Source organism: Burkholderia sp. 22PA0099, from assembly GCF_047497165.1.
Taxonomy (GTDB): domain Bacteria; phylum Pseudomonadota; class Gammaproteobacteria; order Burkholderiales; family Burkholderiaceae; genus Burkholderia.
This window is the reverse complement of record NZ_CP163164.1, coordinates 411124-436454: the sequence shown is the minus strand read 5'-3', so window position 1 is coordinate 436454 and position 25331 is coordinate 411124. Positions and strand designations below refer to the sequence as shown.

General features: G+C 66.2%; 22 protein-coding genes and 2 pseudogenes. 12 read left to right on the top strand and 12 right to left on the bottom strand.

The genetic code is table 11. From position 1 onward, the window contains the following. Window positions 1–341: 341 nt before the first annotated feature. Both AB4851_RS01960 and AB4851_RS01955 read left to right on the top strand, forming a co-directional pair. Window positions 342–1046: a hypothetical protein gene (locus AB4851_RS01960; protein ID WP_414448208.1), complete on the top strand. Its 705-nt coding sequence runs from the start codon at window positions 342–344 to the stop codon at window positions 1044–1046. Between the two features lie 102 nt (window positions 1047–1148). Further along, window positions 1149–2159 carry an alpha/beta hydrolase family protein gene (locus tag AB4851_RS01955; protein WP_414448207.1) on the top strand — a complete coding sequence of 337 codons (1011 nt, stop codon included), beginning with the start codon at window positions 1149–1151 and terminating at the stop codon, window positions 2157–2159. Window positions 2160–2248: 89 nt separating this feature from the next. On the opposite strand, the gene AB4851_RS01950 is transcribed toward AB4851_RS01955, so the two are convergent. After that, window positions 2249–3646: a phospholipase D-like domain-containing protein gene (locus AB4851_RS01950; RefSeq protein WP_414448206.1), complete on the bottom strand. Its 1398-nt coding sequence runs from the start codon at window positions 3644–3646 to the stop codon at window positions 2249–2251. A gap of 55 nt (window positions 3647–3701) precedes the next feature. Further along, entirely contained in the window at window positions 3702–4835 is a 1134-nt protein-coding gene (locus tag AB4851_RS01945; RefSeq protein ID WP_414448205.1) for a DSD1 family PLP-dependent enzyme, read from the bottom strand. A 167-nt stretch (window positions 4836–5002) separates the two neighbouring features. Here AB4851_RS01945 and AB4851_RS01940 point away from each other — a divergent pair, with 167 nt between their 5' ends. Beyond that, entirely contained in the window at window positions 5003–5977 is a 975-nt protein-coding gene (locus AB4851_RS01940; protein ID WP_414448204.1) for a threo-3-hydroxy-L-aspartate ammonia-lyase, read from the top strand. Window positions 5978–5997: 20 nt separating this feature from the next. On the opposite strand, the gene AB4851_RS01935 is transcribed toward AB4851_RS01940, so the two are convergent. The 7 genes from AB4851_RS01935 to AB4851_RS01905 form a co-directional block, all read right to left on the bottom strand. Beyond that, entirely contained in the window at window positions 5998–7911 is a 1914-nt protein-coding gene (locus AB4851_RS01935) for an SMP-30/gluconolaconase/LRE-like region family protein (RefSeq protein WP_414448203.1), read from the bottom strand. Between the two features lie 359 nt (window positions 7912–8270). Then, window positions 8271–9341, bottom strand: a complete 1071-nt coding sequence (locus AB4851_RS01930; RefSeq protein ID WP_414448202.1) for a lactonase family protein — start codon at window positions 9339–9341, stop codon at window positions 8271–8273. 193 nt (window positions 9342–9534) lie between these two features. Beyond that, entirely contained in the window at window positions 9535–10299 is a 765-nt protein-coding gene (locus AB4851_RS01925) for an ABC transporter permease (protein ID WP_414448201.1), read from the bottom strand. A 19-nt stretch (window positions 10300–10318) separates the two neighbouring features. After that, a complete protein-coding gene (locus AB4851_RS01920) occupies window positions 10319–11275 on the bottom strand; it encodes an ABC transporter ATP-binding protein (RefSeq protein WP_414448200.1) in 957 nt (318 codons plus the stop codon). A gap of 344 nt (window positions 11276–11619) precedes the next feature. Then, a complete protein-coding gene (locus AB4851_RS01915) occupies window positions 11620–12831 on the bottom strand; it encodes a pyridoxal phosphate-dependent aminotransferase (RefSeq protein WP_414448199.1) in 1212 nt (403 codons plus the stop codon). After that, window positions 12828–13508: an RraA family protein gene (locus AB4851_RS01910; RefSeq protein ID WP_414448198.1), complete on the bottom strand. Its 681-nt coding sequence runs from the start codon at window positions 13506–13508 to the stop codon at window positions 12828–12830. The genes AB4851_RS01915 and AB4851_RS01910 overlap by 4 nt, the downstream gene beginning before the upstream one ends. Window positions 13509–13537: 29 nt before the next feature. Next, the gene (locus AB4851_RS01905) at window positions 13538–14197 is read right to left on the bottom strand and encodes an RraA family protein (RefSeq protein ID WP_414449216.1); all 660 of its coding nucleotides are present in this window, start codon (window positions 14195–14197) and stop codon (window positions 13538–13540) included. A gap of 156 nt (window positions 14198–14353) precedes the next feature. Between AB4851_RS01905 and AB4851_RS01900 the strand changes: the two genes are divergently transcribed. Next, window positions 14354–15274 (top strand): LysR substrate-binding domain-containing protein, encoded by a 921-nt coding sequence (locus AB4851_RS01900; protein ID WP_414448197.1) that lies wholly within the window; start codon window positions 14354–14356, stop codon window positions 15272–15274. Window positions 15275–15280: 6 nt separating this feature from the next. Here AB4851_RS01900 and AB4851_RS01895 read toward each other — a convergent pair whose 3' ends face one another. After that, window positions 15281–16087 carry an alpha/beta fold hydrolase gene (locus AB4851_RS01895; protein WP_414448196.1) on the bottom strand — a complete coding sequence of 269 codons (807 nt, stop codon included), beginning with the start codon at window positions 16085–16087 and terminating at the stop codon, window positions 15281–15283. 186 nt (window positions 16088–16273) lie between these two features. Here AB4851_RS01895 and AB4851_RS01890 point away from each other — a divergent pair, with 186 nt between their 5' ends. The 5 genes from AB4851_RS01890 (at window position 16274) to AB4851_RS01870 (ending at window position 21764) form a co-directional block, all read left to right on the top strand. After that, entirely contained in the window at window positions 16274–17179 is a 906-nt protein-coding gene (locus tag AB4851_RS01890) for a DMT family transporter (protein ID WP_414448195.1), read from the top strand. 194 nt (window positions 17180–17373) lie between these two features. Then, window positions 17374–18738 carry an MFS transporter gene (locus AB4851_RS01885; RefSeq protein ID WP_414448194.1) on the top strand — a complete coding sequence of 455 codons (1365 nt, stop codon included), beginning with the start codon at window positions 17374–17376 and terminating at the stop codon, window positions 18736–18738. Between the two features lie 46 nt (window positions 18739–18784). After that, window positions 18785–19768 carry a LysR family transcriptional regulator gene (locus AB4851_RS01880; RefSeq protein WP_414448193.1) on the top strand — a complete coding sequence of 328 codons (984 nt, stop codon included), beginning with the start codon at window positions 18785–18787 and terminating at the stop codon, window positions 19766–19768. Next, the gene (locus AB4851_RS01875; protein WP_414448192.1) at window positions 19761–21173 is read left to right on the top strand and encodes an aspartate ammonia-lyase; all 1413 of its coding nucleotides are present in this window, start codon (window positions 19761–19763) and stop codon (window positions 21171–21173) included. The genes AB4851_RS01880 and AB4851_RS01875 overlap by 8 nt, the downstream gene beginning before the upstream one ends. 81 nt (window positions 21174–21254) lie before the next feature. Further along, window positions 21255–21764: a prolyl-tRNA synthetase associated domain-containing protein gene (locus AB4851_RS01870; protein ID WP_414448191.1), complete on the top strand. Its 510-nt coding sequence runs from the start codon at window positions 21255–21257 to the stop codon at window positions 21762–21764. Between the two features lie 149 nt (window positions 21765–21913). Here the strand turns inward: AB4851_RS01870 and AB4851_RS01865 are convergent, their stop codons facing one another. Further along, window positions 21914–22834, bottom strand: coding sequence for an NAD(P)H-binding protein (locus AB4851_RS01865; RefSeq protein WP_414448190.1), 921 nt, complete (start codon window positions 22832–22834; stop codon window positions 21914–21916). A 91-nt stretch (window positions 22835–22925) separates the two neighbouring features. Between AB4851_RS01865 and AB4851_RS01860 the strand changes: the two genes are divergently transcribed. Then, window positions 22926–23858, top strand: coding sequence for an AraC family transcriptional regulator (locus AB4851_RS01860; protein ID WP_414448189.1), 933 nt, complete (start codon window positions 22926–22928; stop codon window positions 23856–23858). A 150-nt stretch (window positions 23859–24008) separates the two neighbouring features. Beyond that, on the top strand, window positions 24009–24353 hold the full coding sequence (locus AB4851_RS01855; RefSeq protein ID WP_414441260.1) for a cupin domain-containing protein: 345 nt from the start codon (window positions 24009–24011) through the stop codon (window positions 24351–24353). Window positions 24354–24435: 82 nt separating this feature from the next. On the opposite strand, the pseudogene AB4851_RS01850 reads toward AB4851_RS01855, so the two are convergent. Next, a pseudogene (locus tag AB4851_RS01850) lies at window positions 24436–24636 on the bottom strand (helix-turn-helix domain-containing protein); the annotation flags it as partial. On the opposite strand from AB4851_RS01850, the pseudogene AB4851_RS01845 reads away from it, so the two are divergent. Then, window positions 24602–25252 (top strand): annotated as a pseudogene (locus AB4851_RS01845) (SDR family NAD(P)-dependent oxidoreductase). The pseudogenes AB4851_RS01850 and AB4851_RS01845 sit on opposite strands and share 35 nt — an antisense overlap. The last annotated feature ends 79 nt before the right edge of the window (window positions 25253–25331 follow it).

The window sequence follows — 25331 nt, the reverse complement described above, 5'->3', positions numbered from 1 at the left end:
CGATCAGGCCGATGACGCCGATTACGGCAACCAAGAACAGATTGATACGCGGAGCGGGCCCTCTCGTTGCGAAGGTGGCAGAGACAAGCGGCTGCAAAGCAAGCCCTACTGCAAGGCTGCCGATAAAGCTAAGGGACAGCAGTGTAAGTATGTACTTCCGAAACCGCTGCATATGGGATCGCTTTTCAAGAGTGCGTTCGGCAACAGTATCTAATTTCTGGAGGGTGATGTCGCCTATGCCTACAGCGGTCGAGTGTCTGCTCCTGGCCATTCCGCCGACGTGTTCCCACCAAATCGCTACAATCGCCCCCATCCCCCTTCCACAGCATCGAATTCAACACATGCTGACCTCCTATTTCTGGAGCGGCGACACCATCCGCAGTCGCCGCGTAAGCGACATCGTCCTATCAGCCACGGTCGACGTGCCGGTTCCCTCCGCACGCGTGCTTGCAGATTGGGAAAGAGAGACATCGTCGCGGCTCGTCCTGGAGCCCGGGGATGTCGAGGCCATGCCGTTGGCGCGAACGCAGGCGCGCTGGCCGGACTACAAGCGCTGCGTTCAGGCCATGTCCGACTGGACGAGCGCACTGGGGCTGCCCAACGTGCTTGCCTCCAGTGACGTCGCCCTGATGGCCTGTCGTGGCGCGAGGTACCACCATGACGGTGCGCAATACGGCGGCGCGGCCTTCTGCAATCTCTTCCTGAGCGAAGACCGAGGGCTGGACTTGCATTTCCCCGCTACGGGCCATCGCATTCCGCTGACCCGGGGGACCGCCGTGATATTCGATACCGGTCAGCCTCATGGCGTGATTCAGCGCGACAGTAGCGGCTTTAACGTGGCCGACTTCGCGCCGGACCGCGATTGCATCCAGATATTCCTGACTTGGGAGCTTCCCATCGAAGACGCCCATGTCGGGCAAGCACTGAAGGTCGTCTTCGACACCACCCCTTCGACCTCGCTGAACCTGGATGAGGAGCAAGTCTGGTCGAACGGCGCCCCCGCCGCTGTGTGTCCGGAATCGGGTCGCTGGTACCGGGTTGACTGAGTGTTCGTAAGCGTTCGATAACCAACGCCCCAAGGTCATCGAACGTGTAAGACCGTTCTGATATTCTTCGCCTCTCATTCTCGGTGGCCCGGGGGTAGTGACATGCGTTGGATCGTGACCTTTGTGCTCGCAATCGTATGGACCTGCTCGGTGCAGGCCGCCCCGGCCGCTTTTAACGCAGGGGTATCCCGTCTCACGGTGGTGGACGGCGCGGCTCCCTTCGACACGGTCGTCTTTTATCCCACGCATGAGCGTGAGGTGCCGTGGCAAGCCGGTCCGTTCACGATCGAGGCGACGCGCAATGCTTCGCCGGTTCCCGATGACCACTTCCCGGTTGTCGTGATATCGCATGGACGCGACGGCGGCCCGTTCAGCCACCGTGAATTGGTCACCGCGCTGGCTCGCGCCGGATTGATCGTCGTCTTGCCGACGCACGTTGGCGATGCTTCAGGCTATCCCCGCGCGCCGTCCCAGGCTCGGATTTTAATGAGTCGTCCCAGACAGGCGGAGGCCGCGCTCGATGCCGTTCTCGCCGATCCGCGGTTTTCGGCGCATGCCGATATCGGCCGAATCGGCATGATCGGATACTCGGCCGGTGGCTACACCGCGCTGATTCTGGCGGGAGCGAAACCCAACTTTGCGTATGCCAGTGCGTACTGCGCAAATCACGATGATCCGGGATCGTGTCCGCGTCCGGCAACCGGTAATGGCGCCCACGACATCCAGGGTAAAGCGGTGGTATCCGCTGACCTGGCAGCCTGGCAACCGCCCGTTGATCGTCGCCTGAAGGCCTTGGTACTGATGGATCCCGTGGCGATGATGTTCGATGCATCCGGCTTTTTCGCTGTGCGCGTGCCGACGATGCTCTATCGCCCGCAGGACGACAAGTATCTCGGCTCTGCGAGAAACGCTCTCGCCGTTGTGGCAGGCTTGCCCACACCGCCTGCCGTCCATATTGTGCCGGGCAACCACTTCGTTTTCATCGATCCTTGTCCGGCCGCTGTCGCGTCCAGTGTGGCGCTGATCTGTCAGGATGCGCCCGGGATCGATCGTGTGGAGATTCATCGCCAGATCGACCGGGACGTCGTGGATTTCCTGCGCGCGAATCTATAACCCAGGCTGGGCTGAAATGCTTCAAGGAAGCATGTGCGGCGTAGTGGTCGACATTCATGACAAGGCCGATAGGCCTGGCGAGTTCCATTTCACAGCAGCCTCCTGATCAAAACCGCCACCCACCGCCACGCGCCCCCGCAACCAGCGGCCCGGCAGCGCGCATCGGGATTCGCCAGAAGATGGCCATTGGCGTCGCTCACCGAACTCGAGTTGCTCAGGAAATACGCCACGCTGTTCTGCAAGGGATCGAGCCCATCCTTCGGGACGTCGATCCACAGACCGTTTTCGGTATTCAAGCGGGCCGACAGCGAATCGAAATTGAAACTGCCGAGATAATACCGATGGCCGTCGATGCGGATCAGCTTGGCGTGCATCATGCGGTTCTTTCGGTCGGAATATTCGCGCACCTCGATCCCTGCATTCACCAGGCCGGGCAGATCGTCGGCATAGGCGCTCCCGACCGCGGGGAATTCCTGCGTGACGCTCGCCAGCGAGGCGCTCACCAGGATCACGTGTACACCTTCGCGCTGCTTGCGTTCAAGCGCCTCGCGCAGTTCCGGCACCAGGATCAGGTAGGGATTGATGATCAGGATTTCGTGCCGCGCCGTATCGAACGCCTGCAACATGTCCTGCAAGGTGCCGGGTGAGCGCTTGTCGGGCCAGTCGTGGACATAGCGCAGGCGATCGCAGGCGATCGGCGTCCAGGCGGGATCGACCGACACCCCGGCATCGTCGGGCGTATCGGAGGCAGCAGATACATCGGCAGCGGTCGCCCCGGCCGCAGCGTCGAGCGGCGCCAGCAGCCATTCGCGCCAATAACGGATGCGCGCCGGGTCGAGCGTCAGATACCCCCGCGAGTCGCGATAAGGGCTGTCGACTTCGAGGAATTTTTCCGGCTCGGGGCGAGCCACTTGCGGGCTATTCCAGAACAACGCGAAATGCCGGTTCATGGCGTGCAGCGAGGACGCATCTTGTCCGGCGTCGCCCGACACCATCAGATCGCGCTCGCTGAGCCAGTTGCGGAAGCTCGAATCCCAGATCGAGGTACTGCCGATCACGGCCGTGTCGCCCACCAGGAACAGCTTGTCGTGCATGCGATGCGGAAGCTCGGCAAGATCCGATCGTGGATGGAAGATTCGCAGTTCGATGCCGGGCGCCACGTCGTGCAGGGCGACGATGAACTCGTCTTCGAACGGGAAGTGCGGCTCGGGGCCGATGCCGTCGATCAGCAGCTTGACCGGCACGCCCCGGCGCGCGGCCTCGACCAGATGGCGCATCAGCAGCCCGCCGGTCTGATCGATTTCGAAGATGTAGGCGAGGATGCGGATCGGCTCGGCAGGCGTGGCGCGGTCGATCAGTGCAATCCGCGACTGCATCAACTGCTCGTCGTCAATACTGGCGACCAGGTCGACACATTGCGCGTGGCCGTGCCGGGAAAAGGCAAACACGCATGCCAGAATGAGCGCCAGGTTTTTCGTTAAGGTCATGAGGTGGCGAACGGATTCGATGTGTCTACGGCCTTACGTCCTTGAAGGTCGGGTCCTACCATCCATAAAACCGGGCCCAAACCCCCACCGGCCCATCCTCTCCAATCGCCTGGTATTCCGGATGCTGCGCCCCGGTCGCGCAGGCATGGTTCGGCAAGATCCGTAACCGCGTACCCACCGGAAAACGCGCCGCGATATCGCGATCGGGCGCGTCGCCACTGCGCGAAATGATGCCATGTTCCTGGTTCGCACTACCGAGCAAATAACCTTCAAGCGGCGTCCCGTTCTCGTCGCATACCTGCCCGTAACCAAAATCCCGCGTCTGGCGCTGCGTGCCGCGATCACGGCTCATCGCCATCCAGCCCGCATCGACGATCGCCCAGCCCTTGTCTTCCTGATGCCCGATCACGGTGGTCAGCACGCTCAGCGCGATCTCGTCGGTGCGGCACACGCCCACGTTGTGCATGACCAGATCGAACAGCACGTACACGCCCGCGCGCACCTCGGTCACGCCGTCGAGCCGCTCGGCCGACAGCGCGGTGGGCGTCGAGCCGATGCTGACCACCGGGCACGGCAGCCCCGCCGCGCGCAGCCGTTCGGCGGCCTGCACGGCGCCCGCACGCTCCTGCTCGGCGATCCGCACCAGGTCGGCCTGCGTGTGATAGTCGTAGCTCGATCCGGCGTGGGCGATCACGCCGCCGAGCGTCGCGCCGCCCGCCATCAGCGCACGTCCGACCTCGACCAGCGCCGCGTCGTCGGGCTTGAGGCCGGAGCGGTGGCCGTCCACGTCGATCTCGATCCACACCTCGAACGCCGTGCCGTGCTCGCGGCCGAACGCGGCGATCGCGGTGGCCGACGCGAGGCTGTCCGCCACCAGCTTCAGGTCGCAGCCGCGCCGGCGCAGCGCGAGCGCCTGCGGCAGCTTGGCGGCGGCCATGCCGACCGCGTAGACGATGTCGCCGATGCCCTGCGCGAAGAACTGCTCGGCTTCCTTCAGCGTGGACACGGTGATGCCGCGCGCGCCGGCCGCAAGCTGCGCGCGCACCACCGGCTCGCACTTGGTGGTCTTTACATGCGGGCGGAACCGCACGCCGAGTGCGTCGAGGCGCTGCTGCATTCGCGCGATGTTGCGCGTCATGCGCGGAACGTCGATCAGGGCCGACGGGGTAGGGAGCGTATCGAGTGGCATCGTGACGGAACGTGTAAAAAGGGAAGCGCCGCGAGGCAGCGCGCGCCGGTCGAGTCAAATTGACAGAATGTATTGAATTGGACACAATGTCTCGAATTCAGTCAAGACCGATTCTTCGTTCCGATTCTCCGTCCCCGTTCCTTGCCTCCATTTCCAGTGAGCCATCGATGAGCCAGCCGAATCTCCCCACCTACGCCGATGTCGCCGCCGCCGCCGCCCGCATCGAGGGTTTCGCCCACCGCACGCCCGTGCTGACTTCGCGCACGGTGGACGAAGCGCTCGGCGCGCAGGTGTTCTTCAAGTGCGAGAACTTCCAGCGCATGGGCGCGTTCAAGTTCCGCGGCGCGTTCAATGCGTTGTCGAAGTTCAGCGACGCGCAGCGCAAGGCCGGCGTGGTGGCGTTCTCGTCGGGCAACCATGCGCAGGCGATCGCGCTGTCGGCGCGGCTGCTCGGCATGCCGGCCACCATCGTCATGCCGCAAGACGCGCCCGAGGCGAAGGTGGCGGCCACGCGCGGCTACGGTGGCCGCGTGGTGACTTACGACCGTTACCGTGACGATCGCGAGCAGATCGGCCGCGATCTGGCCGAGAAGGACGGGCTGACGCTGATTCCGCCGTACGACCACGCCGACGTGATCGCCGGGCAGGGCACCGCCGCGGCCGAACTGATCGCCGAAACCGGCCCGCTCGACGCGGTGTTCGCGCCGCTCGGCGGCGGCGGGCTGCTGTCGGGCACGGCGCTGGCCACGCGCGAGCTGTCGCCGGGCGCGGAGATCTACGGCGTCGAGCCGGAAGCGGGCAACGACGCCCAGCAGTCGCTCGCGGCCGGCCGCATCGTGCGCATCGACACGCCGAAGACGATCGCCGACGGCGCGCAAACCCAATATCTCGGACAACTGACGTTCGAGATCCTGCGCCGCGACGTCACCGGCATCCTGACCGCCAGCGACGCCGAACTGGTCGATTGCATGCGCTTCTTCGCGTCGCGCATGAAGATGCTGGTGGAACCCACCGGCTGCCTCGGCTTCGCGGCCGTGCGGCAGATGAAGGATCGCCTCGCCGGCAAGCGGGTGGGCGTGATCGTCAGCGGCGGCAACGTCGATCTCGAGAAGTTCGCAGCCCTGACGAGCGCCGCCGGCTGAGTGTCGGGTCGGTTGAGCGACTACTGCGGCGTCCAGCGATACACCACGATGCTGGAGCCGTTGTAGTTGTCCTTGGTGATCACGTACTCGCCGGTCGAGCGCAGGTAGGCGCGCAGGCCGAACATCGAATCGACGTCGTTGCCGACATCCATCGCCGTCGGGTTGGTGTTGACCAGCGTGGTGACGAGGCTGCCGGTGCTCAGGTCGAACACGTCGATGTTCGGCACGGTGTGCACGTAGCCGACGAACAGGTAGCGCCCGGCCACCGCGATCGTCTTCGGGTTCGGGCTGCTCAGGTCGATGACCGGGTTCGGCGTGCGGTTGCCGGCGAGCCAGCCGTGATACACCTCCAGATGGCCGTTCATCGCGGTCCAATCCCAACTTCCCGCTATGCCCTGCGCCAGCACCATGGTGTCGGTGGTCGCCTGGTAGATCACGCGTGTGATCGGCTTGACGGTGCCCGGCACCGGCATCGCCACGCCCGCGCGCCACGACGGCTTGCCGTTCGCGTCGAAGCCGGCGAACGGGTAGCGCGTGACCTGGCTCGAGCCGGACATGCCGGCCCACACGTCGCCGTTCTCGTCGATCGAGAAGCCGCCCGTGACGATCGCGTTGGTGCCGAACAGCGCGCCGGGCAGCGAGCCGTCGGGGATCGCGATGTAGCCGCTGGACGCCGGGTTGAAGTGATAGAAGTTGTAGATGTCGGGGTTCTGGCCGGTGGCGACCAGGATTCGGTTGCCGCCCACGCTGGCGAGCTGGCCGAAATGCTGACCGCGCTGGTAGTCCGTCATCGAGAGCCGCGGATCGTTCGGATAGCTGAACGGATCGACCGTGTTCGCCACGAACTGGCCGCCCGCGCTGCCCGAATAGATGTTCATGCCGCTGTAGAACAGCGCGCCGTCGGTGACCGGGTCGGGCGCGGCCACCGCCTCGAAGTTCAGCGCCTGCAGCGCCCACGCGAGGTTGCCGCTGCCGTCGTAGGCCTGCAGGTCGGTCGGGCCGTTGCGGCCCAGGTCCCAGCCGCCGCCCCACGGGTTGTTCAGCACGTACAGCACGCCGGCCGCGTCGCGGCCGATGCCGACCACTCGCGTGAAGCGCTTCGCGCCCACCTGCCCCTTGATGCCGGTGGTGGCGTCGAGATAGCCGCCCGTCACGCCGAAGGTGCCCGCCAGCGCCGGCTGGCCCGCGATCGAATACTGCTTGATGTTCATGTCCGGGCCGGCGTCGCCCACCATCAACTGGCCGGTCGGCGCGTCGTAGTAGAGCGCCGACGGGCGCGCGCTCGCGCCGAGCTGAATGGTGTTGAGCTGCGCGCCGGCCGGGCCGATCTCGACGATCGTGCCGCTGTTCTTCTGCGCGACCCACAGGTTGCCCGATGCATCGAGCGCGAGCGCGCCGGGCGTGGCGATGGTGATGTCGCGCTGCCATACGCCGTCGGTCGTGAACACGCGCACGCGGTTGCTGAAGTAGTCGCTCGCATACAGCAGCGTGCCGGCCGTGGCGAGGCCGGTGATCACGTCGGCCTTGCTGATGGTGTCCCACACGCTGACCTTGATCGCCAGGTCGCGCAGCCCCGTCGAGCGGTTGTAGCGCGCCACCGTGCCGCTCAGTTTGGTGCCTTGCAGCGGCGTGAAGATCGAGGTGGCGTTGCCGGTGATCGCGCCGCCCTGGAATTCGGCATGCGAACCGATCGAGCCGAGTGTCTTCCCCGCCTGGTAGACACCCACGCCGCCGGCGTTCTCGTCCCAGAACGACGCCGTGTAGATCGTGCCTTCCGGCGCGACCCACATCGAGCGCGCTCCGTTGCCGACGTGCGAGGCAATCGTGCCGTAGGTGTTGGCGATCCAGTCCGTCGAGGTTTGCGCAAGGGCCGCCGGCGTCAAGGCGGCCAGAAAGACGGTGGCGACGACAGCGCGCATGCGTTGCTTGACCATACTGAGTTCTCCTGACGATGTGGAAACCGGCGCGGGCGGCGGTGACGCAGCCGCCGGCCACGCGCCGTCTGTTTCAAACAGATAGCACAGAGAAATCGGAAAAATATTCCGCTGGCGGCGATTCACGCTGGTGGTGCGCGATTGTCGTGGCTCGGCGACGGAATGGCTTTCGCGCTGTCACGCGGGTGCCACGGGGATCAAGGCCGTATCGCCGGCCGTTTCTCGGACGGCAACGGCATGCGGTAATTGTTTCGGATCGCGAAGCAGGGAGCGGAGGGGAAGCGGGGGGGGGGCGGGGGGAGCAAGCGCCGCGAGCGGGCGCTTGCTGGACTACGATGCGGACGACGTCAGGCGCTGGCTCAGGCCGCTTGCAGCGGCAGGATCTCGATCCAGTTCGCGCCCTTGCCGCAGGCGATGCGGTCGGCTTGCGTCAGCGCGCCGGTGGCCGGATCGACGCGGTACAGCGAGATCGAATCCGACAGCTCGCCGCTGGCCGCCAGCAGCGTGCCGTCCGGCGAGAGGCGGATGCCGCGCGGTTGCGGTTCGGTCTCGATGCAGCTTGCGTAGTGCAGCGCGCGGTTCTCGCCGACGCGAAACGTGATCAGGCGGTTCGCCGTGCGCTCGGTGGCGAACACGAAGCGGTTGTCGGGCGTGACTGCCAGGTCGGCGGCCCAGACTACCGGTTGGGTGGGCGCGGGCGGGCGCGGCGCGCCGTGCGCCAGGTGCGCGATGCTCGGCGCGAGGTCCGACACCACCGGCTCGCCCAGCTCGCCCGTGACGGGATCGCGCGGCACGGCCAGCACCGTGCCGTGGAATTCGCCGATCACGTAGAGCGTCGCGCCGTCCGCCGCGAGGCGCAGGTGGCGCGGGCCGAAGCCGGCCGGCGTGGCCAGCTCGCCGCGCGCGATCAGCGCCGCTTCGTTGCCGGCGCGCGCGATGCCGTAGAACAGCACGCGGTCCGAGCCGAGCGAGGCGGCGTACACGTAGCGGTCGTCGTCGGAGACGATGATCGAATGCGCGTTCTGGATGTGGTCGATGAATTGCAGCGGCGTGCCGTCGCCGCTTTCGAGCCGGCGCGCGTCGAACACGAACAGGCGGCTGCCGCCGTACGACGCGCCGAACAGCAGGCGCGCGTCGCGATCCACCGTCAGGTAGGCGAGGCTCGCGTCGATCGGCGTGGCGAAGCGCTGCGTGAGCGTGCCGTCCGCGCCGATGTCGTAGCCGACGATGCTGGGCTGCGCGCCGCGCGTGGCGACGAACAACTGCTTGCCGTCGCGGGTGGGCGCCTGCGGCATCACCACGCTGCCGGCCGGCGTGCGCGTGACGGCGGCGAGGCGGGCCTGCGCGGCGTCGAGATGATAGAGGCCGAGGTCGCCGTCCTCGGCGTTCGAGACGATAACGACGTGGGTGGGGGACAGCGGAGTGGTCATCGGGGGATCGCGGTTCGGGATGTGAAGGAAGACGCGGGCGGCCGGGTGGCTTGCCGCCGCAAGTGTTACGTCATCATACAACCGGGCCAAAGCGTGGTGCAATCGCGTGGCGGGCAAACTCGGTGTAAACGCCGAGTCATCGGGAAACGCATCGCGGCGCGTGTTGGCCGCGATGCGATGCGCCATTCGGCGCTTACTTCTTGAGCCGGTAGCCGGTGCGGAAAATCCACGACACCACGAACAGCAGCGCCACCAGGAACCCCAGCGTCATCGCCAGGCTGATGCCCACGTGCACGTCGGCCAGGCCGAAGAACGCCCAGCGGAAACCGCTGACCAGATAGACGATCGGGTTGAACAGCGAGACGATGCGCCAGAACGGCGGCAGCATGTCCACCGAATAGAAGCTGCCGCCGAGGAAGGTCAGCGGCGTGACGATCAGCATCGGCACCAGCGAGAGCTTCTCGAAGCCGTCGGCCCAGATCCCGATCACGAAGCCGAACAGGCTGAAGGTGATCGAGGTCAGGATCAGGAACAGCACCATCCAGCCCGGATGCAGGATATGCATCGGCACGAACAGGCTGGCCGTGATCAGGATGATCACGCCGAGGATCACCGATTTGGTTGCGGCCGCACCCACATAGGCGGTCACGATTTCCCAGTACGACACCGGCGCGGACAGCACCTCGTAGATGGTGCCCGTGAAGCGCGGGAAGTAGATGCCGAACGAGGCGTTCGAGATGCTCTGCGAGAGCAGCGACAGCATCACCAGCCCCGGCACGATGAACGAGCCGTAGCTGATGCCGTTCACGGAGCTGATCCGCGAACCGATCGCGGAGCCGAACACGACGAAGTAGAGCGAAGTCGAAATCACCGGCGCGATGATGCTCTGGGTCAGGGTGCGCAGGGTACGGGCCATTTCCGCGCGGTAGATCGCGCGAATCGCATGCAGATTGATCATTCGGGGTCCTGTCGAGCGGTCAGGCGGAGGCGGGCGTGGCCGACGCGGTACGACCGCCGTCGATCAGGCTCACGAAGATTTCCTCGAGCGAGCTTTGCGAGGTTTGCAGATCGCGGAAGCGGACGCCGGCCTGCGCGAGCGCGGCCAGCAGCGTGGCGATCGCCTGATCGCGCTCCACCTCGTAGGTGTAGACGAGTTCGGTGCCCTGCTTGGCGAGTTCGAGGCCGAAGCCCGCCAGCGCCTCGGGAATCGCATCGAGCGGCGCGTCGAGCTGCAGCGTGAGCTGCTTCTTGCCGAGCTGGCGCATCAGTTCGGTCTTTTCCTCGACCAGCATGATCTGGCCGCCGTTGATGATGCCGATGCGGTCGGCCATCTCCTCGGCTTCCTCGATGTAGTGGGTGGTCAGCACGATCGTCACGCCGTCGGCGCGCAGTTGATCGACCAGCTTCCACATGTCGCGGCGCAGTTCGACGTCCACGCCGGCGGTCGGCTCGTCGAGGAACAGCAGGCGCGGCTCGTGCGAGAGCGCCTTGGCGATCAGCACGCGGCGCTTCATGCCGCCCGACAGTGTGATGATCTTGTTGTCGCGCTTGTCCCACAGCGACAGCGCTTTTAGCACCTTCTCGATGTGCGCCGGGTTCGGCGCCTTGCCGAACAGGCCGCGGCTGAACGACACGGTGGCCCAGACCGATTCGAACGAATCGGTGGTCAGCTCCTGCGGCACCAGGCCGATGATCTCGCGCGCGGCGCGGTAGTGCGTGCGGATGTCGTGGCCGCCCACGGTGACGCTGCCTTCGGTCGGCGTGACGATGCCGCAGATGGCGCTGATCAGCGTGGTCTTGCCGGCGCCGTTCGGGCCGAGCAGGGCGAAGATCTCGCCGGGGCGGATCGACAGGTTGACGTCGTCGAGCGACTTGAAGCCGGACGCGTAGGTTTTCGACAGATGGGAAACGGTCAGTATCGGTTCTTGGCTCACGGTCGAATCGGTGCGGTGCGGCGGCCGGTACGCGCGCGGGCTGGATGGCCGCGCGGCACCGGGCCGGCCGGTGACGGGAACGCTATGTTATCAATCGCGCTATCGATATGTGCGGGACAGGATAGCGAGGCGGGCGGGTGCCGTCAGCGGCGGGCCGAGGCAGGCGCAATCATCGCCTGTTTGGCGTGATTTTCCAAACAATTCGTTCTATTTATATTGTTTTGTTCTGAAAATCGTTCGGATGAGCGGTGGGCGGTCTTCGATAGCGGCGGTTTCGGGAACGCAGCGTTGCGGTCGAATATCGCGGGATGTGTCGATTCGTCGATTCTGCGGCGGCCCGGCCCTCAGCCCGCGAGCGCGCCGCAGAACCGTTCGATCGCTTCGCAGGCGCGGGCCAGTGCGGCATCGTCGAGCGCGTAGGCGATGCGCAAGTACGTCCCGAGCCCGAACGCGCTGCCGGGCACGACGGCCACGCCGGCTTCGTCGAGCAGCGCGTCGGCCACGTCCTCGTCCGAATCGAGCCGCAGCCCGGCCGGGCTGCGTTGGCCGATCAAGCCCTCGCACGAGGCAAAGGCATAGAACGCGCCCTGCGGCACTGCGCAATGCAGCCCGTCGATCTGGTTCAGGCGCTCGACCAGCGTGTCGCGGCGGCGCTGGAAGCGGCTGCGCGATTCGCGGACGAAATCCTGCGGGCCGTTCAGCGCGGCCAGCGCTGCGTACTGCGAAATGGTCGAGGCGCCCGAGGTTTGTTGCCCCTGCAACTTTTCCATCGCATCGATCAGCCAGGCCGGCCCGGCGCCATAGCCGATTCGCCAGCCCGTCATCGCATAGGCCTTGGACACGCCGTTCATGGTCAGCGTGCGTTCGCGCAGGCGCGGCTCGACCTGGGCGAGCGTGTGGAAGGCTTGACCATCGAACGTCAGGTGCTCGTAGATGTCGTCCGACAGCACCATCACGCCGGGGTGCGCGAGTAGCACCTCGGCCAGCGCCAGCAGTTCCTCGCGCCGGTACACCGCGCCGGTCGGGTTGGACGGCGAATTGAGGATCAGCCAGCGCGTGCGCGGCGTGATGGCCCGTTCGAGCGCGGCCGGCGTGAGCTTGAAGCCGCTGGCCGCGCCGCACTCGACGATCACCGGCCGGCCCCCGCACAACTGCACGATCTCGGGATAGCTGACCCAGTAGGGCGCGGGCACGATCACCTCGTCGCCCTCGTTGAGCGTGGCCGCGATCGCATTGAAGATCACCTGCTTGCCGCCGCTGCACACCAGCGTGTGCCGCCAGTCGACGTCGATGCCGTTCTCGCGCGCGAACTTGCCGGCGATCGCCTCGCGCAGCACGCGCAGGCCCGCGACCTGCGTATAACGCGTGTGTCCGCAGCGGATCGCCGCGACGCCCGCCTCGCGAATGTGCGACGGCGTATCGAAATCGGGTTCGCCCGCGCACAGCGACACGATCGGCCGGCCTTCGGCGCGATGCGCGGCGACGCGGTCCATCACGCGATAGGTGGCGGACGGGCGGGCCGCCGCGAGGAAGCGGTTCAGGGCGGGGGCGCTCATGATTTGCGCTGGAGCGTGTGATAGCCGAGCGCCTGACGCGCCTCCCGCAGCGTGGCGCCCGCGGCGATGCGCTCGCGAATGCCACTCTCTACGGCCTCGATCGCGCGTGCCGTGGCGGCCACTTCCGCCGCCCGCTCGCGCGGCACCACCACCACGCCGTTCGCGTCGGCCACCACGATATCGCGGGCCGCCACGCGCACCGTGCCGATCGACACCGTGGCGTTGACCGCTTCCACCTGCACGCGATCCTTGCCGGTGCGCATGAAGCGGCCGGCCGTAAACAGCGGATAGCCGTCGCCGAGCGCCTTGCCGACGTCGCGGCAGACGCCGTCGATCACGGTGCCGGCGATGCCGCGCAGGCCCGCGTATTGGGTCATGATGTCGCCCCACACGGTGCAGTCGGTGCGTCCGCCGTTGTCGATGACGACGATGTCGCCCTCGGCCACCTCGTCGATGAAATCGCCCACCGTGCCGGCCGGCGCGCTGGCCGGGGCATAGCGCACCGTGAAGGCCGGCCCGGCCACGGCGTGCGGATAGTCGGCCAGCGGCGCGATGCCGAGCGCCTGGCCGTGCAGGCCGAGCTTGTCGAGCGCATCGGACACGCCGGGCGTGTCGAGGCCGGCGAACAGCGCGACCAGCGCACGATCTTCGGCGCAAGCTTGTTTCGGGTTCGTCATGATTGTTTGGGCATCCTGAGAAAGAGAAATCAACCGGCGCGGATCGCTTCGAACGCCGTGTCGTGCATCACGTCGGCCACCGGGCGGCCCGCGCGCACGGCCGCCACCATGCCGTCCTGGCGGCGCGCGATGCGCTCGCCCAGCTCGAGCACCTCGCCGATGCGCGCGGCCGGCACGAACACCGTGCCGCAGCGGTCGGCGATCACGTAATCGTGTTCGTGCACGGTCACGCCGGCCATCTCGACCGGCTGGCCGGCATGAAGCTGGATCACGCGATTGCGCGCGCTGATCATCGTGACGCCGCGCCCGAACACCGGGTAGCCGATCGCTTCGCTGCCCTCGATGTCGCGGCACAGGCCGTCGATCACCGAGCCGCGAACCTGCTTCGCGACGGCCGCGTTCGCGAGGATGTCGCCCCAGCACGAAATGCCTTCCAGGCCGCCGGCGATCACCAGCACGCGGTCCGGCGTGCGCACCGCGTCGATGACGGGCGAGATCAGGTGCGCGGTGGGCGTGGCGTCGCGCTTCGGGCCGAGCTGCACGGTGCTGGCGCGGCCGACGATCTTCCGGCAATCCCACAGCGGGCGCAGGCCGACGGTCGCGCCGGGCAGGCCGAGGAAATCGAGGGCGTCCGAGACGGTATTGGTATCGAGCGAGGCGAGCCGGTCGAGGGGCGAGGCGTCGGTCATGGCGGCGGTGATGGGATCGGGTGGCAAGGCCCTCATCGTGGCGGTGCGTTGCTGATCCGTAAATTCGCGATTCGATATCGTGCTGATACGTTTTTCGGATTAGCCTGTCGGGCACCGGCGTGGTCTAGTCCACGCCGGCCGAATAGGGAGGACGCGATGGCAAGCATCGATTTCCGGCTGATTCGCCAGTTGTGGATGTTTCTGGCGGTGGCCGAGGAAAAGCATTTCGGGCGGGCGGCGCAGCGGCTGAACATGTCGCAGCCGCCGTTGACCGAGCAGATCAAGGTGCTCGAACAGTCGCTGAAGCTGACGCTGTTCGAGCGTTCGCGGCGCGGCACGCGCCTCAGCGCGGCCGGCGCCGCGATCCTGCCGGCCGTGCGGCAGTTCGCCGATCAGGTGGAGCGGCTCGAACGCGTGGTGCGCGAGGTGGCGGCCGGCCAGTCGGGCGTGTTGCAGGTCGGGGCGATCACGTCGGCGATGCTCGACACGGTGCCGGCGTTGCAGGCCGCGCTGAAGCGGGACCATCCCGGCCTGAGCGTGTTCGTGCGCGAGATCGACAGCGTCGAGGCGATCCCCGCGCTGCAATCGGGCGAGCTCGACGTGGCGTTCGTCCGGCTCGACGGCGCGGCCGCGCACGGCATCGACAGCCTGCCGCTGGCCGAGGACCGGCTCGCCGTGGCCTTGCCGCGCGGGCATGCGCTGGCGGCGCTGTCGCGAGTGCGGCTGCGCGCGCTGGCCGACGAATCGCTGGTGATGTCGTCGCGGCAGGTCAGTCCGGCTTATTTCGACCTGCTGACCGCGATCTGCCGCGAGAACGGCTTCAGCCCGCGCGTGCTGCACGAGGTGCGATCGGTCACCTCGCAGATCGCCTATGTCGGCTGCGGGCAGGGCGTGGCGCTGGTGCCGGCGTCGATGCGCAAGCTGGCGTCGGAGAGCGTCGTGTTCCGGCCGCTCAAGGAGCGGGTGATGGTGGTCACGGCGGCGCTGGCCTGGAACCCGGCCCGCCATCATCCGATGGTGGATGCGGTGGTGGCGTGGGCGCGAGATCAGACAGCCGGCGCCAGGCGGCGTGCCTGATTGCGCCTAGCGGGCTGGCGCGCCGACGAACCCGGCGATCCGATCCCACATGGCGACCGGGTTCGAGTACATCGGAAAATGGCCCGAGCGTGCGATGCGCGCGAGCGTGACGCCGGCCGCTTCCAGTTGCGGCAGATAGGAAAGATGATCGTTCTGCTCGCCGTACATGAACATCGTCGGGCACGGCAGGCCGAGCAACGTGTCCATCAACGCGCCGTGGTCGGACAGCGCCACCATCGACGTGAAGATGCCGCGCACGGCCTGCGCCCGCACCTTGAAGCCCAGGCTGGCCGCATACAGCGAGCTGGAGAACTCCGCCGATTGCCGCGCCCGCGCGATGAACGCGGCGAGGAACGCCTGCGGATCTTCGTCGGGATGACTGAAGATCTGCCGGCTCAGGAAGCAATCCTCAGGGGCGACGTTGCCCTCGATATCGATGAAGCCGAGCACGCGCTCGCCTTCGTCGCGGGCCAGCAGCAGCGCCGTCAGGCCGCCCATCGAATGCCCCACCAGGTAAAAGTGCTGCACGCCCAGATGCGCGAGCACGGCGCGGGCGGTGTCCACCAGCAGCGGGATGTCGATCGCGCGAAGGTCGCTACACGTGCTGTCGCCGCAGCCGGGCGCATCGTAGGCCACGAACGGGCGGCCCGAGAACGCGGCCAGCCGCGCGAAATCGGCGTAGTCCTCCTTGGTCGAGCCGAAGCCGTGCAGGAATACCACCGGCGCACCGGCGCCGGGCCGGTGAATCGCGGCGATCCGCAAATCGAGGCCTCGAACCCGGAGTTCGAGCGTTTCGCTGATGATGTCGACCATGGTGTTCCGAGCGCGGGCGATGGGTGGGGCTGCCCGCTGTGCTTCACTTGGGGCGGCGGGCTTCGGTATCATCGTCGGGCCGGCCCGGCCGAACCATTCCGCATTTCGTATCGGTGTGATACGGATTGCAGCGCGTTCCCGTCGGATTCCCTGGCATTCTCGCCCGTTCATCCTCGCAAGGCCCCCATGCGCGTGCTTCCCTGGTTCGCCCGACAATCCCCGGTTTCGCGCAGCATCGCGCTGATCCTGTTGTCGATGTTCTGCTTCGCGATCGTCGACGCGCTCGGCAAGGCCGTGGCGTTGCGCTACCCGGCCAACGAGGTGACGTTCTTCCGCATGGCGTTCGGGCTGATCCCCGCCGTGCTGATGTGCCTCGGGCGCGGCCGGCCGCCGGTGCTGGCGCGGCTGCGCACGCTCGACCTCCGCGGCCAGACGCTGCGCGCGCTGACGCTGCTCGGCGCGTCGGGGCTGTTCTTCGCGGGCCTGCCGCATCTGCCGCTCAGCGAGGCGGTGGCGATCGTCTATTCGGAAGCGTTGTTCGTGATCGTGCTTGCGCCGCTCGTGCTGCGCGAAACCTTGCAGCGCCGCAGCATCGTGGCGGCGGTGGTGGGTTTCGTCGGCGTGCTGCTGGTGGTGCGTCCGCAGGGCGCCCAGTCGAGCGCGCTCGGCGTGGCGCTGCTGCTCGGCAGCGCCGTGTGCGGCGCGTTCTCGATGGTGCAGATCCGGCGCATCCGCGCCAGCGACGATTCGAGCATGACCGTGCTGTTCTTCACCGTGTTCGGCACCGTGGTGACGGGCCTGTCGCTGCTGCTGGCGTGGCGCGCGCCGTCGTTCGGCGACTTGCTGGTGCTGGCGCTGCTCGGGCTGTTCGCCACTGCCGGCCAGTTGCTCTACACGATCGCCGTGCGCGGCGCCGATGCCGCCGTGCTGGCGCCGTATTCGTACACCAGCATCATCTGGGCGACGATCTTCGGCTATCTGGTGTGGGGCGAGACGGTGCCGTTCCTGTCGGCGCTGGGGATCGCGCTGATCGTGGGCGGCTCGATCGCGGTGGCGATCCGCGAGGAGCCGCCGGAGGGGCCGGCGCTTTGATGCGGACGTGATCGGCACTGGCGGTGCGAGCGGGCCTGCGGTGGTCTCGCATCATCGCCGCATTCGTATAACACTATTAGAATTCCTGATACTCGGTTCACCTATGCTGTTTTCCTGAACCTGTCGCCCTACACTCGTTTCCACGGCGCATCGCCCGACATGGCCGATAGGCGCCGCTTTGGAGACCGGAGACGATGGTGAACAGACAATTACTTGAAGACCTGCCGCTGCGCCCCTTTCATGTCGGGGTGGCCTTCAGTGGAACGGGCGGGCAATTCAGCGACGGTTTCGTGCTCGGCATCATCGGCATTGCCGTCAGCATGGCGGCCGGCCCGCTGCATCTCGATGCGGTGTGGATGGGGCTGCTCGGCGCGGCCTCGCTGGCGGGGCTGTTCTTCGGCAGCATGCTGGCCGGGCCGATCGCGGATCGTTACGGACGCCGTACGATCTTCGCCTACGACATGCTGCTGTTCGCGGTGGTGTCCGCCGCGCAGTATTTCGTGACCTCGCCCACCCAATTGCTGGTGCTGCGCGTGATTCTCGGGTTGATTCTCGGCGCCGATTACGTGGTCAGCAAATCGCTGGTGACCGAATATTCGCCGCGCCGCTATCGCGGCCGCCTGCTCAGCGTGCTCGCGGCGGCATGGGCGGCCGGCTACGTGGGCGCCTATCTGGCCGGCTTCGCGATGAAGGACATCGGGCCGGACGCGTGGCGCATCATGCTCGCCGCGAGCGGCGTGCCCGCCTTGCTGATCCTGCCGTTCCGCCTGATCGTGCCGGAATCGCCGATGTGGCTCATGAAGCGCGGCCGGGCCGACGAAGCGCGCGCCATCATCGCGCGCCGTTTCGGGCCGAACGTGATGCTGCCCGAGCCGGCCGCCGCGCCGCAGGCGCATCGCGGCGCGTGGGCCGAGCTGTTCTCGCCGCGCTGGCGCCGCAACACGCTGGTCGGCTGCGTGTTCTACGCGTGCCAGGTGATTCCTTATTTCGCACTCGGCACCTTCGCGCCGAAGGTGCTCGAAGCGTTGCACGTGAAGGACAAGTTCCTCGGCGGCCTCGTCTACAACGTGCTGATCCTGGCCGGCGCGGTGATCGGCCTGCTGTTGATCGACCGGATCTCGCGCCGCCAATTCCTGATCGGCACGTTCTATCTGGCGGCGCTGGGCCTCGCCGTGCTCGCCTACGGCAACTTCGGGCCGGTCGGCACGATGCTCGCGTTCGGGCTGTTCGCCTGCGTGCTGTCGGCGGCCGCGAACCTCGAATTCGTCTATCCGCCCGAGTTGTTTCCCACACACCTGCGCGCGTCCGGCGTGGGTCTGGCCGTCGCATCGAGCCGCTTCGGTTCGGCGATCAGCACGTTCCTGCTGCCGCTCGCGGTGCAGCACGTGGGCGTGCATGCGGCGCTCGGCGCCTGCGTGGCCGTGCTGCTGTTCGGCGGTGTCTTCTGCCACAAGCTGGCGCCGGAAACCGGCCGCGACAACCTCGCCGACATGACGGACGACAATCCCGCGGCCAGCGCATCGGCGTACGATGCGCACCCTCATCGAACCCGAGCCTGACCGGCAACGCAAGCGCGTGCCGCACAGGCTTCCACCAGGAACCGAGATGCCGCTGAACAAACCGATCGACATGCATGCCGTCCACGTGTTCGTCGCCGTGGCCGAGGAGGGCAGCATGTCGGCCGCCGCGACGCGCATGGGCATGTCGCAATCGGGCGTCTCGCAGATCGTCCGGCAACTGGAAGAGGAACTGGGCGTGGTGCTCGTGAACCGCACCACGCGGCCGCTCACGCTGACGCCGTTCGGCATCGCGCTGCGCAACCGGGGCGCGGTGTTGAGCGAGGAAATCGCCAACCTCAAGGCGCAGGTGGTGGAGGCCGGGCGCGGCATCAAGCCGGACCTGCGCATCGGGCTGGTCGATTCGTTCGCCTCGACCTGCGGCTCGGTGTTCACCAAGGCGCTGCTCGGCAAGGTGTCGCAACTGTCGATCCGCACCGGCCTGAGCCCGCAGCAGGGCGAGGCGCTGCTGCGGCGCGATCTCGACCTGATCGTGACCAGCGACCCGCTGATCGACGCGAACGACGTGGTGCGCTACCGCTTGTTCTCCGAACGCTACTTCGTCATTACGCCGAAGGACTTTCGCAAGCCGGTGCGCAATGTCGACGAGTTGCGCGAGTTGGGCGCGCGCCTGCCGATCGTGCGCTTCAATCGCTCGTCGCAGGTCGGCCTGCAGATCGACCGCTACCTGCGCCGCATCGACCTGCGGCTGCCGAACCGGCTCGAACTGGACAACGCCGACGCGTTGACCTCGATGGTGGCCGAAGGCATCGGCTGGGCGATCACCTCGCCGATGTGCCTGCTGCAAGGCATCACGCATGCGTCGAACGTGGCCGTGCACGTAGTGGAGAGGCTGGAGCTGGAGCGCTCGCTGTACCTGGTGGCGCGCCGCGACGAATACAACGCATTTTTCGATGATGCCTGCGATACCGCGCACGGCGTGATCGAGACGTCGTTCCTGCCGAGGGTGAAGGCCGTCGGCAAACAGATCGAACAACTGATCAGCTTAGGAAACAGGGAAACTTATGAGTGAGCAGAACCAGGCCGGACAACGTACCGAGCGCGATTACGTGGGCGACGTGACGATTCCCGGCGATCGGCTGTATGGCGTCAACACCGTGCGCGGCGTCGACAACCTGAGCGTGTCGCCGTTGAGCATCGCCCACTATCCGGCGTTTCGCGATGCGTTCGCGCAAGTGAAGTGGGCCGCCGCGCTGGCCAATCGCGACAACGGCGTGATCGGCGCGGCGCAATGCGACGCCATCGTGCAGGCGTGCCGGGAAGTGATCGAAGGCCGCTTCGACGCGTCGCTGGTGGTGGACCTGATGGAAGGCTCGGGCGGCACCTCCACCAACATGAACTTCAACGAAGTGATCGCCAACCGCGCCCAGCAGATTCTCGGGCACCCGGCCGGCAGCTACGAAGTCGTGCATCCGAACGATCATGTCAACCGCTCGCAATCGACCAACGATGCGTATCCGGCCGCGCTGAAGATCGCGACCTACGCGATGTTCGCGCCGCTGATCGACGAGGTGGCGCAGCTCGCCGCGCTGTTCGACGCCAAGGCCGCCGAGTTCGCCGACATCCTGCATTTGGGCCGAACCTGTCTTCAGGATGCCCAACCGATGCGGCTCGGCCAGGTGTTCGGCGGCTACGCGGCGCTCACGCATCGCCTGGCCGACGAGCTTGCCGCCGTGCGCGACAAGCTGCGCACGCTGCCGCTCGGCGGCACCGCGATCGGCACCGGCTTCGGCGCGCCGGCCGGCTATCGCGCCGCAGCCTACAAGCATCTGCGCGAAATCACCGGCGTGAACTACCAGGCGCCGGCCAATTCGTTCGACGCGATGCAGAACATGGACGTGTTCTCGCGCGTCTCGGCCGAGCTGCGGACCTGCGCGGTGTCGCTGGCCAAGATCGCCTCGGACCTGACGGTATTGTCGTCCGGCCCGGTGGGCGGGCTGGGCGAACTGCGCCTGCCCGAGGCGCAGGCCGGCTCGTCGATCATGCCGGGCAAGGTGAACCCGGTGCTGCCGATGGCGATGATCCAGTTGAGCTTCGCGGTGGTCGGCAACGACGTGGCCGTGGCGCAGGCCGTGCAATACGGCGAACTGGAAATCAATCACTTCGAGCCGGTGGTGGCCTCGCGCGTGTTCGACAGCATCGCACTGCTGACGAATGGCATCGCGCGCTTCGCGCGGAAGTGCGTGACGGGCATCCAGGCCGACGCGGCGCGCAACGAGCAGCATTTGATCGAATCGATGGCGGTGGCTACCGCGCTGGTGCCGAAGATCGGCTATGCGCGCGTCAGCAAGCTCGCGCGTCAATCGGTGGCCGAAGGGCGCCCGCTTGTCAGCATTCTGGAAGAAACGGGGCTGCTGTCGAAGCAGGACACGCTGAAGGAAATCGACGTGGCGTCGCATCCGGTGTTCGGTGCGTAAGATGGCAGCCTGGCGATAACGGCCCGCGCCCGCCCGGAACGGTTCCGGGCGGGCGTGCCCATGATGGAGCGAACGATCGGCATGTTGGGAAAAGACGAAGTATTGACGTGGCTGGCGCAACGCGGCATCCCGTTTGCGTACGAGCAGCATGACGCCGTGCTCAACATGGCCGAATCGGGCCTGTTGACGCTGATGCTCGACGGCGCACGCTGCAAGAACCTGCTGCTGCAGGACAAGAAGGGCCAGGTTTTCCTGGTGGTCACCACGTCGAACAAGGCGCTCGAGCTGGGGGCGGTGGCCGAGGCGATCGGCAGCAAGCGGCTGTCGTTCGCGTCCGGCGACCGCTTGTTCGAACTGCTCGGCATTCGCACCGGCTCGCTGAGCCCGCTCGCGCTGGTCAACGACCATGCGCGGCGCGTGCGCCTGATTCTCGATACCGACCTCGAAGGCGAACCCGTTTTCCTGTTTCATCCGCTGGAGAACACGGCGAGCGTCGCACTGTCGCGCGCGGCGCTCGATGCGTTCCTGGCGAGCCTCGACCGGCCGGGCGAATGGCTGGCGTTGCCGGCGCGCGTGGCGGCAGGCGAGTGAGGCGTTGCGGGAGCGGTTGCGCGGTGGTTCAGACATAGCACAAACTTCTGCCACATATCCTCACAGTCACGCCACAATTGCCGCCGTATTCCGCGTACGATTAGCACATCGAGGTCAACTGCTTTGAGCCTCGTACCTTATCTAAGGTGTTAGCCGGTGGATCGATTGTTCGGTCCCCCGGCATTTTTTTGTCCATCGAAAATAGCCGGTTTCAACACCTCCTCGGCCCATTGGCGGAAGCTTGTCCGCCCGATGATCGCGGTGTCGCGCGACGCCGCGTTGTCCATGCCTTCTTCCTTGGCGCGCAGCATGTCGACGAAGCCTTGTGCGAACGCCTCGGTGAAACCGCGACCGATGCAAGCCTGCTTGTATGCTTCGTAGGACTGATGTTCGTATTGCACCGGTTTCCCGATCGTCTCCGAGACGATCGCCGCAAGTTCGCTATACGACAGTTCTTCCGGACCGAGCACGGCAATGTCCTCTTGGCCCGACCACGAGCGATCGAGCAGCAGGCCGGCGGCGGCGAGGCCGGAATCGAGCGTCGCGGTGTGGGGCAGCTTCCGGTGCGGGTCGATCGGCCCGACCATCTTGCCGTGACGGATGGCTTCGATCTGCCGCAGCGCGTTGTCCATGAATGCCGGCAAGGCGAGCCCGCGAACCGATGCCCCGGTCTGCCGCATCAGATCGACCATCCGGATCGAGCCGGTGACGGTCCCCGCGCGATCTTGCCACTGCGTGCCACGCCCCAGCGTGGTGACGGCCACGACATGCGCGATGCCATGCCGACGTATTGCGTCTGCCGCCGGCCGGGCGAAGTCGACCGTGGCGGCATCCGGTGTTGCCGATGGCGTGGGTGGACACAGCCAGAAAACCGCATCGGCCCCGCGCAATGCCCGATCGACGATCGTGGCGTCGCCGTGAGAACCTTCGACGATATCGACGCGTTCGCGAACAGCCGGTGGCAGCGTGTTGGCGTCGCGCACGATCAGGCGCAATGCCGCATGGGCGTCGAGCAGGTGCCGAACGACGTGACGGCCGATATTTCCGGTGGGGGTAGTGACAACGATCATGGCGCCTCCAATGAAAATGGAAGCCTACCTGCCGTGCAATCGTCGAGCTATAGTCCATCGTCGCTGATTTCTTCGCAATCGTCCGAGCACCGTGGACCCACTCTCCGAAATCCTCTCCATTCTCAAGCCCGAAAGCTTTCTGACCGCCGGCGTCGATGCAGGCGGCGCATGGGCCATCCGTTTCGGCAGCCGGCCCGGTACGATCAAGTGTCATGCGGTGATAGCCGGAGCATGCTGGCTGGCGATGGACGGTATCGACCACGCGGTCCGGCTGACGGAAGGCGACTGCATCATCCTGCCGGCCGGGTTGCCCTTCACGCTGGCCAGCGATCTCGCCCTGCATCCGGTGCAGGCGCGAGACGTGTTGGCCGGCATACAACCGGGTGATGTCCTCGTTCACAACGGCGGCGGCGGTTTCGCGTTTGTCGGCACGCGCTTCGAAGTCGATGCGCGCGAAGCCGGAAGTCTGCTCGGCGCGTTGCCGCCGTTGATTCATCTGCATCAGGCCGAAGATCGTGCCGCCATGCACTGGTGCATTCAACACATGATGATCGAGATGCAACCGGGAAGGCTGGGTGGCGCGCTTGCGGCGCGTCATCTGGCGCATTTCATATTGCTGCAGGCTTTCCGATTGCATCTGTCTCGGCAGGCGACCGAACGGGTCGGCATTTTGTATGCGCTTGCCGATCCGCACGTCGGCAAGGCGATCGAAGCGATGCATCTTGATGCGGCGCATCGCTGGACCCTTGCCGAGTTGGCCGACCATGCAGGCCTGTCGCGATCCGTTTTCGCGCAGCGATTTCGGGAGCGGGTCGGCGAAACGCCGATTGCCTATCTGACGCATTGGCGCATGCGGTTGGCGAAAGACAAGCTGCTGAACAGCCGCGAGACGCTTGGACAGATCGCGGCCGCGCTCGGCTACGAATCGGAGAATGCGTTCAATACGGCATTCAAGCGGGTGGTGGGCTGTTCTCCGCGCCGCTATGCCCGGACTGACGTGGACGGTCTGAATACGCCGGATTGATGGTTCGTTGGATGGGCGGCCCGGAAGGCGATGTGCCGGTCCCGGCGGCGCGATGTCGAAATTGGATGGAACGGTGTCGCAAGCGTACTAGCCCGGGCCGGGCTTTTGGAATAACGTGAACGCCTTCTCATCCGACCGTCTGGAATCGACATGTCCGACTTCATCACCGTTTTGCGCGAAACCTGCCCTGTTCCCGTTGTCGACGCCACGAAGTGGAAGCGCATCGGCGGCGATCCGCACACCGTGAATCTCAACGCGTATCTCTCCAAGGACGGCAGCAAGATCATGGGCACGTGGATCTGCACGCCGGGCAAGTTCGAAGTGAACTACGAGAAGTGGGAGTTCTGCCACTTCCTCGAAGGCTATTGCATCATCACGCCGGAAGGCGAGGCGCCCGTGCATTTGAAGGGCGGCGACGTGTTCGTGATCGAGCCGGGCATGAAGGGCACGTGGGAGGTGGTGGAGACGGTGCGGAAGTATTTCGTGTTTGCCTGAGCGAAGCATCGCGGTTCGATTCCGCGCGGCGTTCGGCTGCGAACGGTGCGCCGATCGCTGCTCGGAACCTATCGACAATCGATCACTGAGGATCGGCGTCGAGCGTCGATGCGGACCAACCGAATGCCGCCTTCATATGGCCGACTTCTTCTGTCGGCGATCGACCGAATTCCCGCTTGAATTCCCGGCTGAATTGCGAAGGGCTTTCGTAGCCGACCGTGGCGGACGCGGCGGCGGCCGTCAAGCCGGTGCGAATCATCAACAGGCGCGCCTGGTGCAAGCGCGCCATCACCGAGCTGCTCGTGGCGCGCGGCGCCTACGTGGTGGCCGAGGATATCGATCCCGCCGTCGAAGCGCTGGCCGGGCCGCATGTCGTGCCGCTGGTCGCCGATATCTCCGCCGACGGCAGCGCGGAAAAAGCGGTGGCACTTGCCGTTGAACGGTTTTCCCGGCTGGATCTGCTCGTCAACAATGCCGGCATCATCATCAACAAGCTCGTGGTGGACATGTCGCGCGACGACTAGGCGCGGATCATGAACGTCAACGTGGCGTCGTATGCGTCGTATTTCGCATTCCCGACGATTGCCGCCTACACCGCCTCGAAAGGGGCGCTTGCGCAGTTGACGCGAACGCTTGCGCTGGAGGCGATCGAGCACGGCATCCGGGTCAATGCGGTCGGCTCCGGCGATGTCCTCACCCACATCCTCGATCGCGTTGCGCCCGACGGCAACGGCGCCGCAGCGTTGGCGGCTCACGGGGCACGTGCGCCGATCGGACGGGCGGCGCATCCCGAGGAAATCGCGGAGGTGGTGTTGTTCCTTGCCTCCGGGCGAGCCAGCTTCATGGTCGGATCGGTCGTGATGGCCGATGGCGGCATGAGCGTGAAGGCCGGAGCCTGAGCGAGCGCCAAAAGGGGCGGATTGCGGCGAGCGGCGGTGCCGGAGACGTCCGCCAAACGTGTCGATTTCCCGCTCCTTC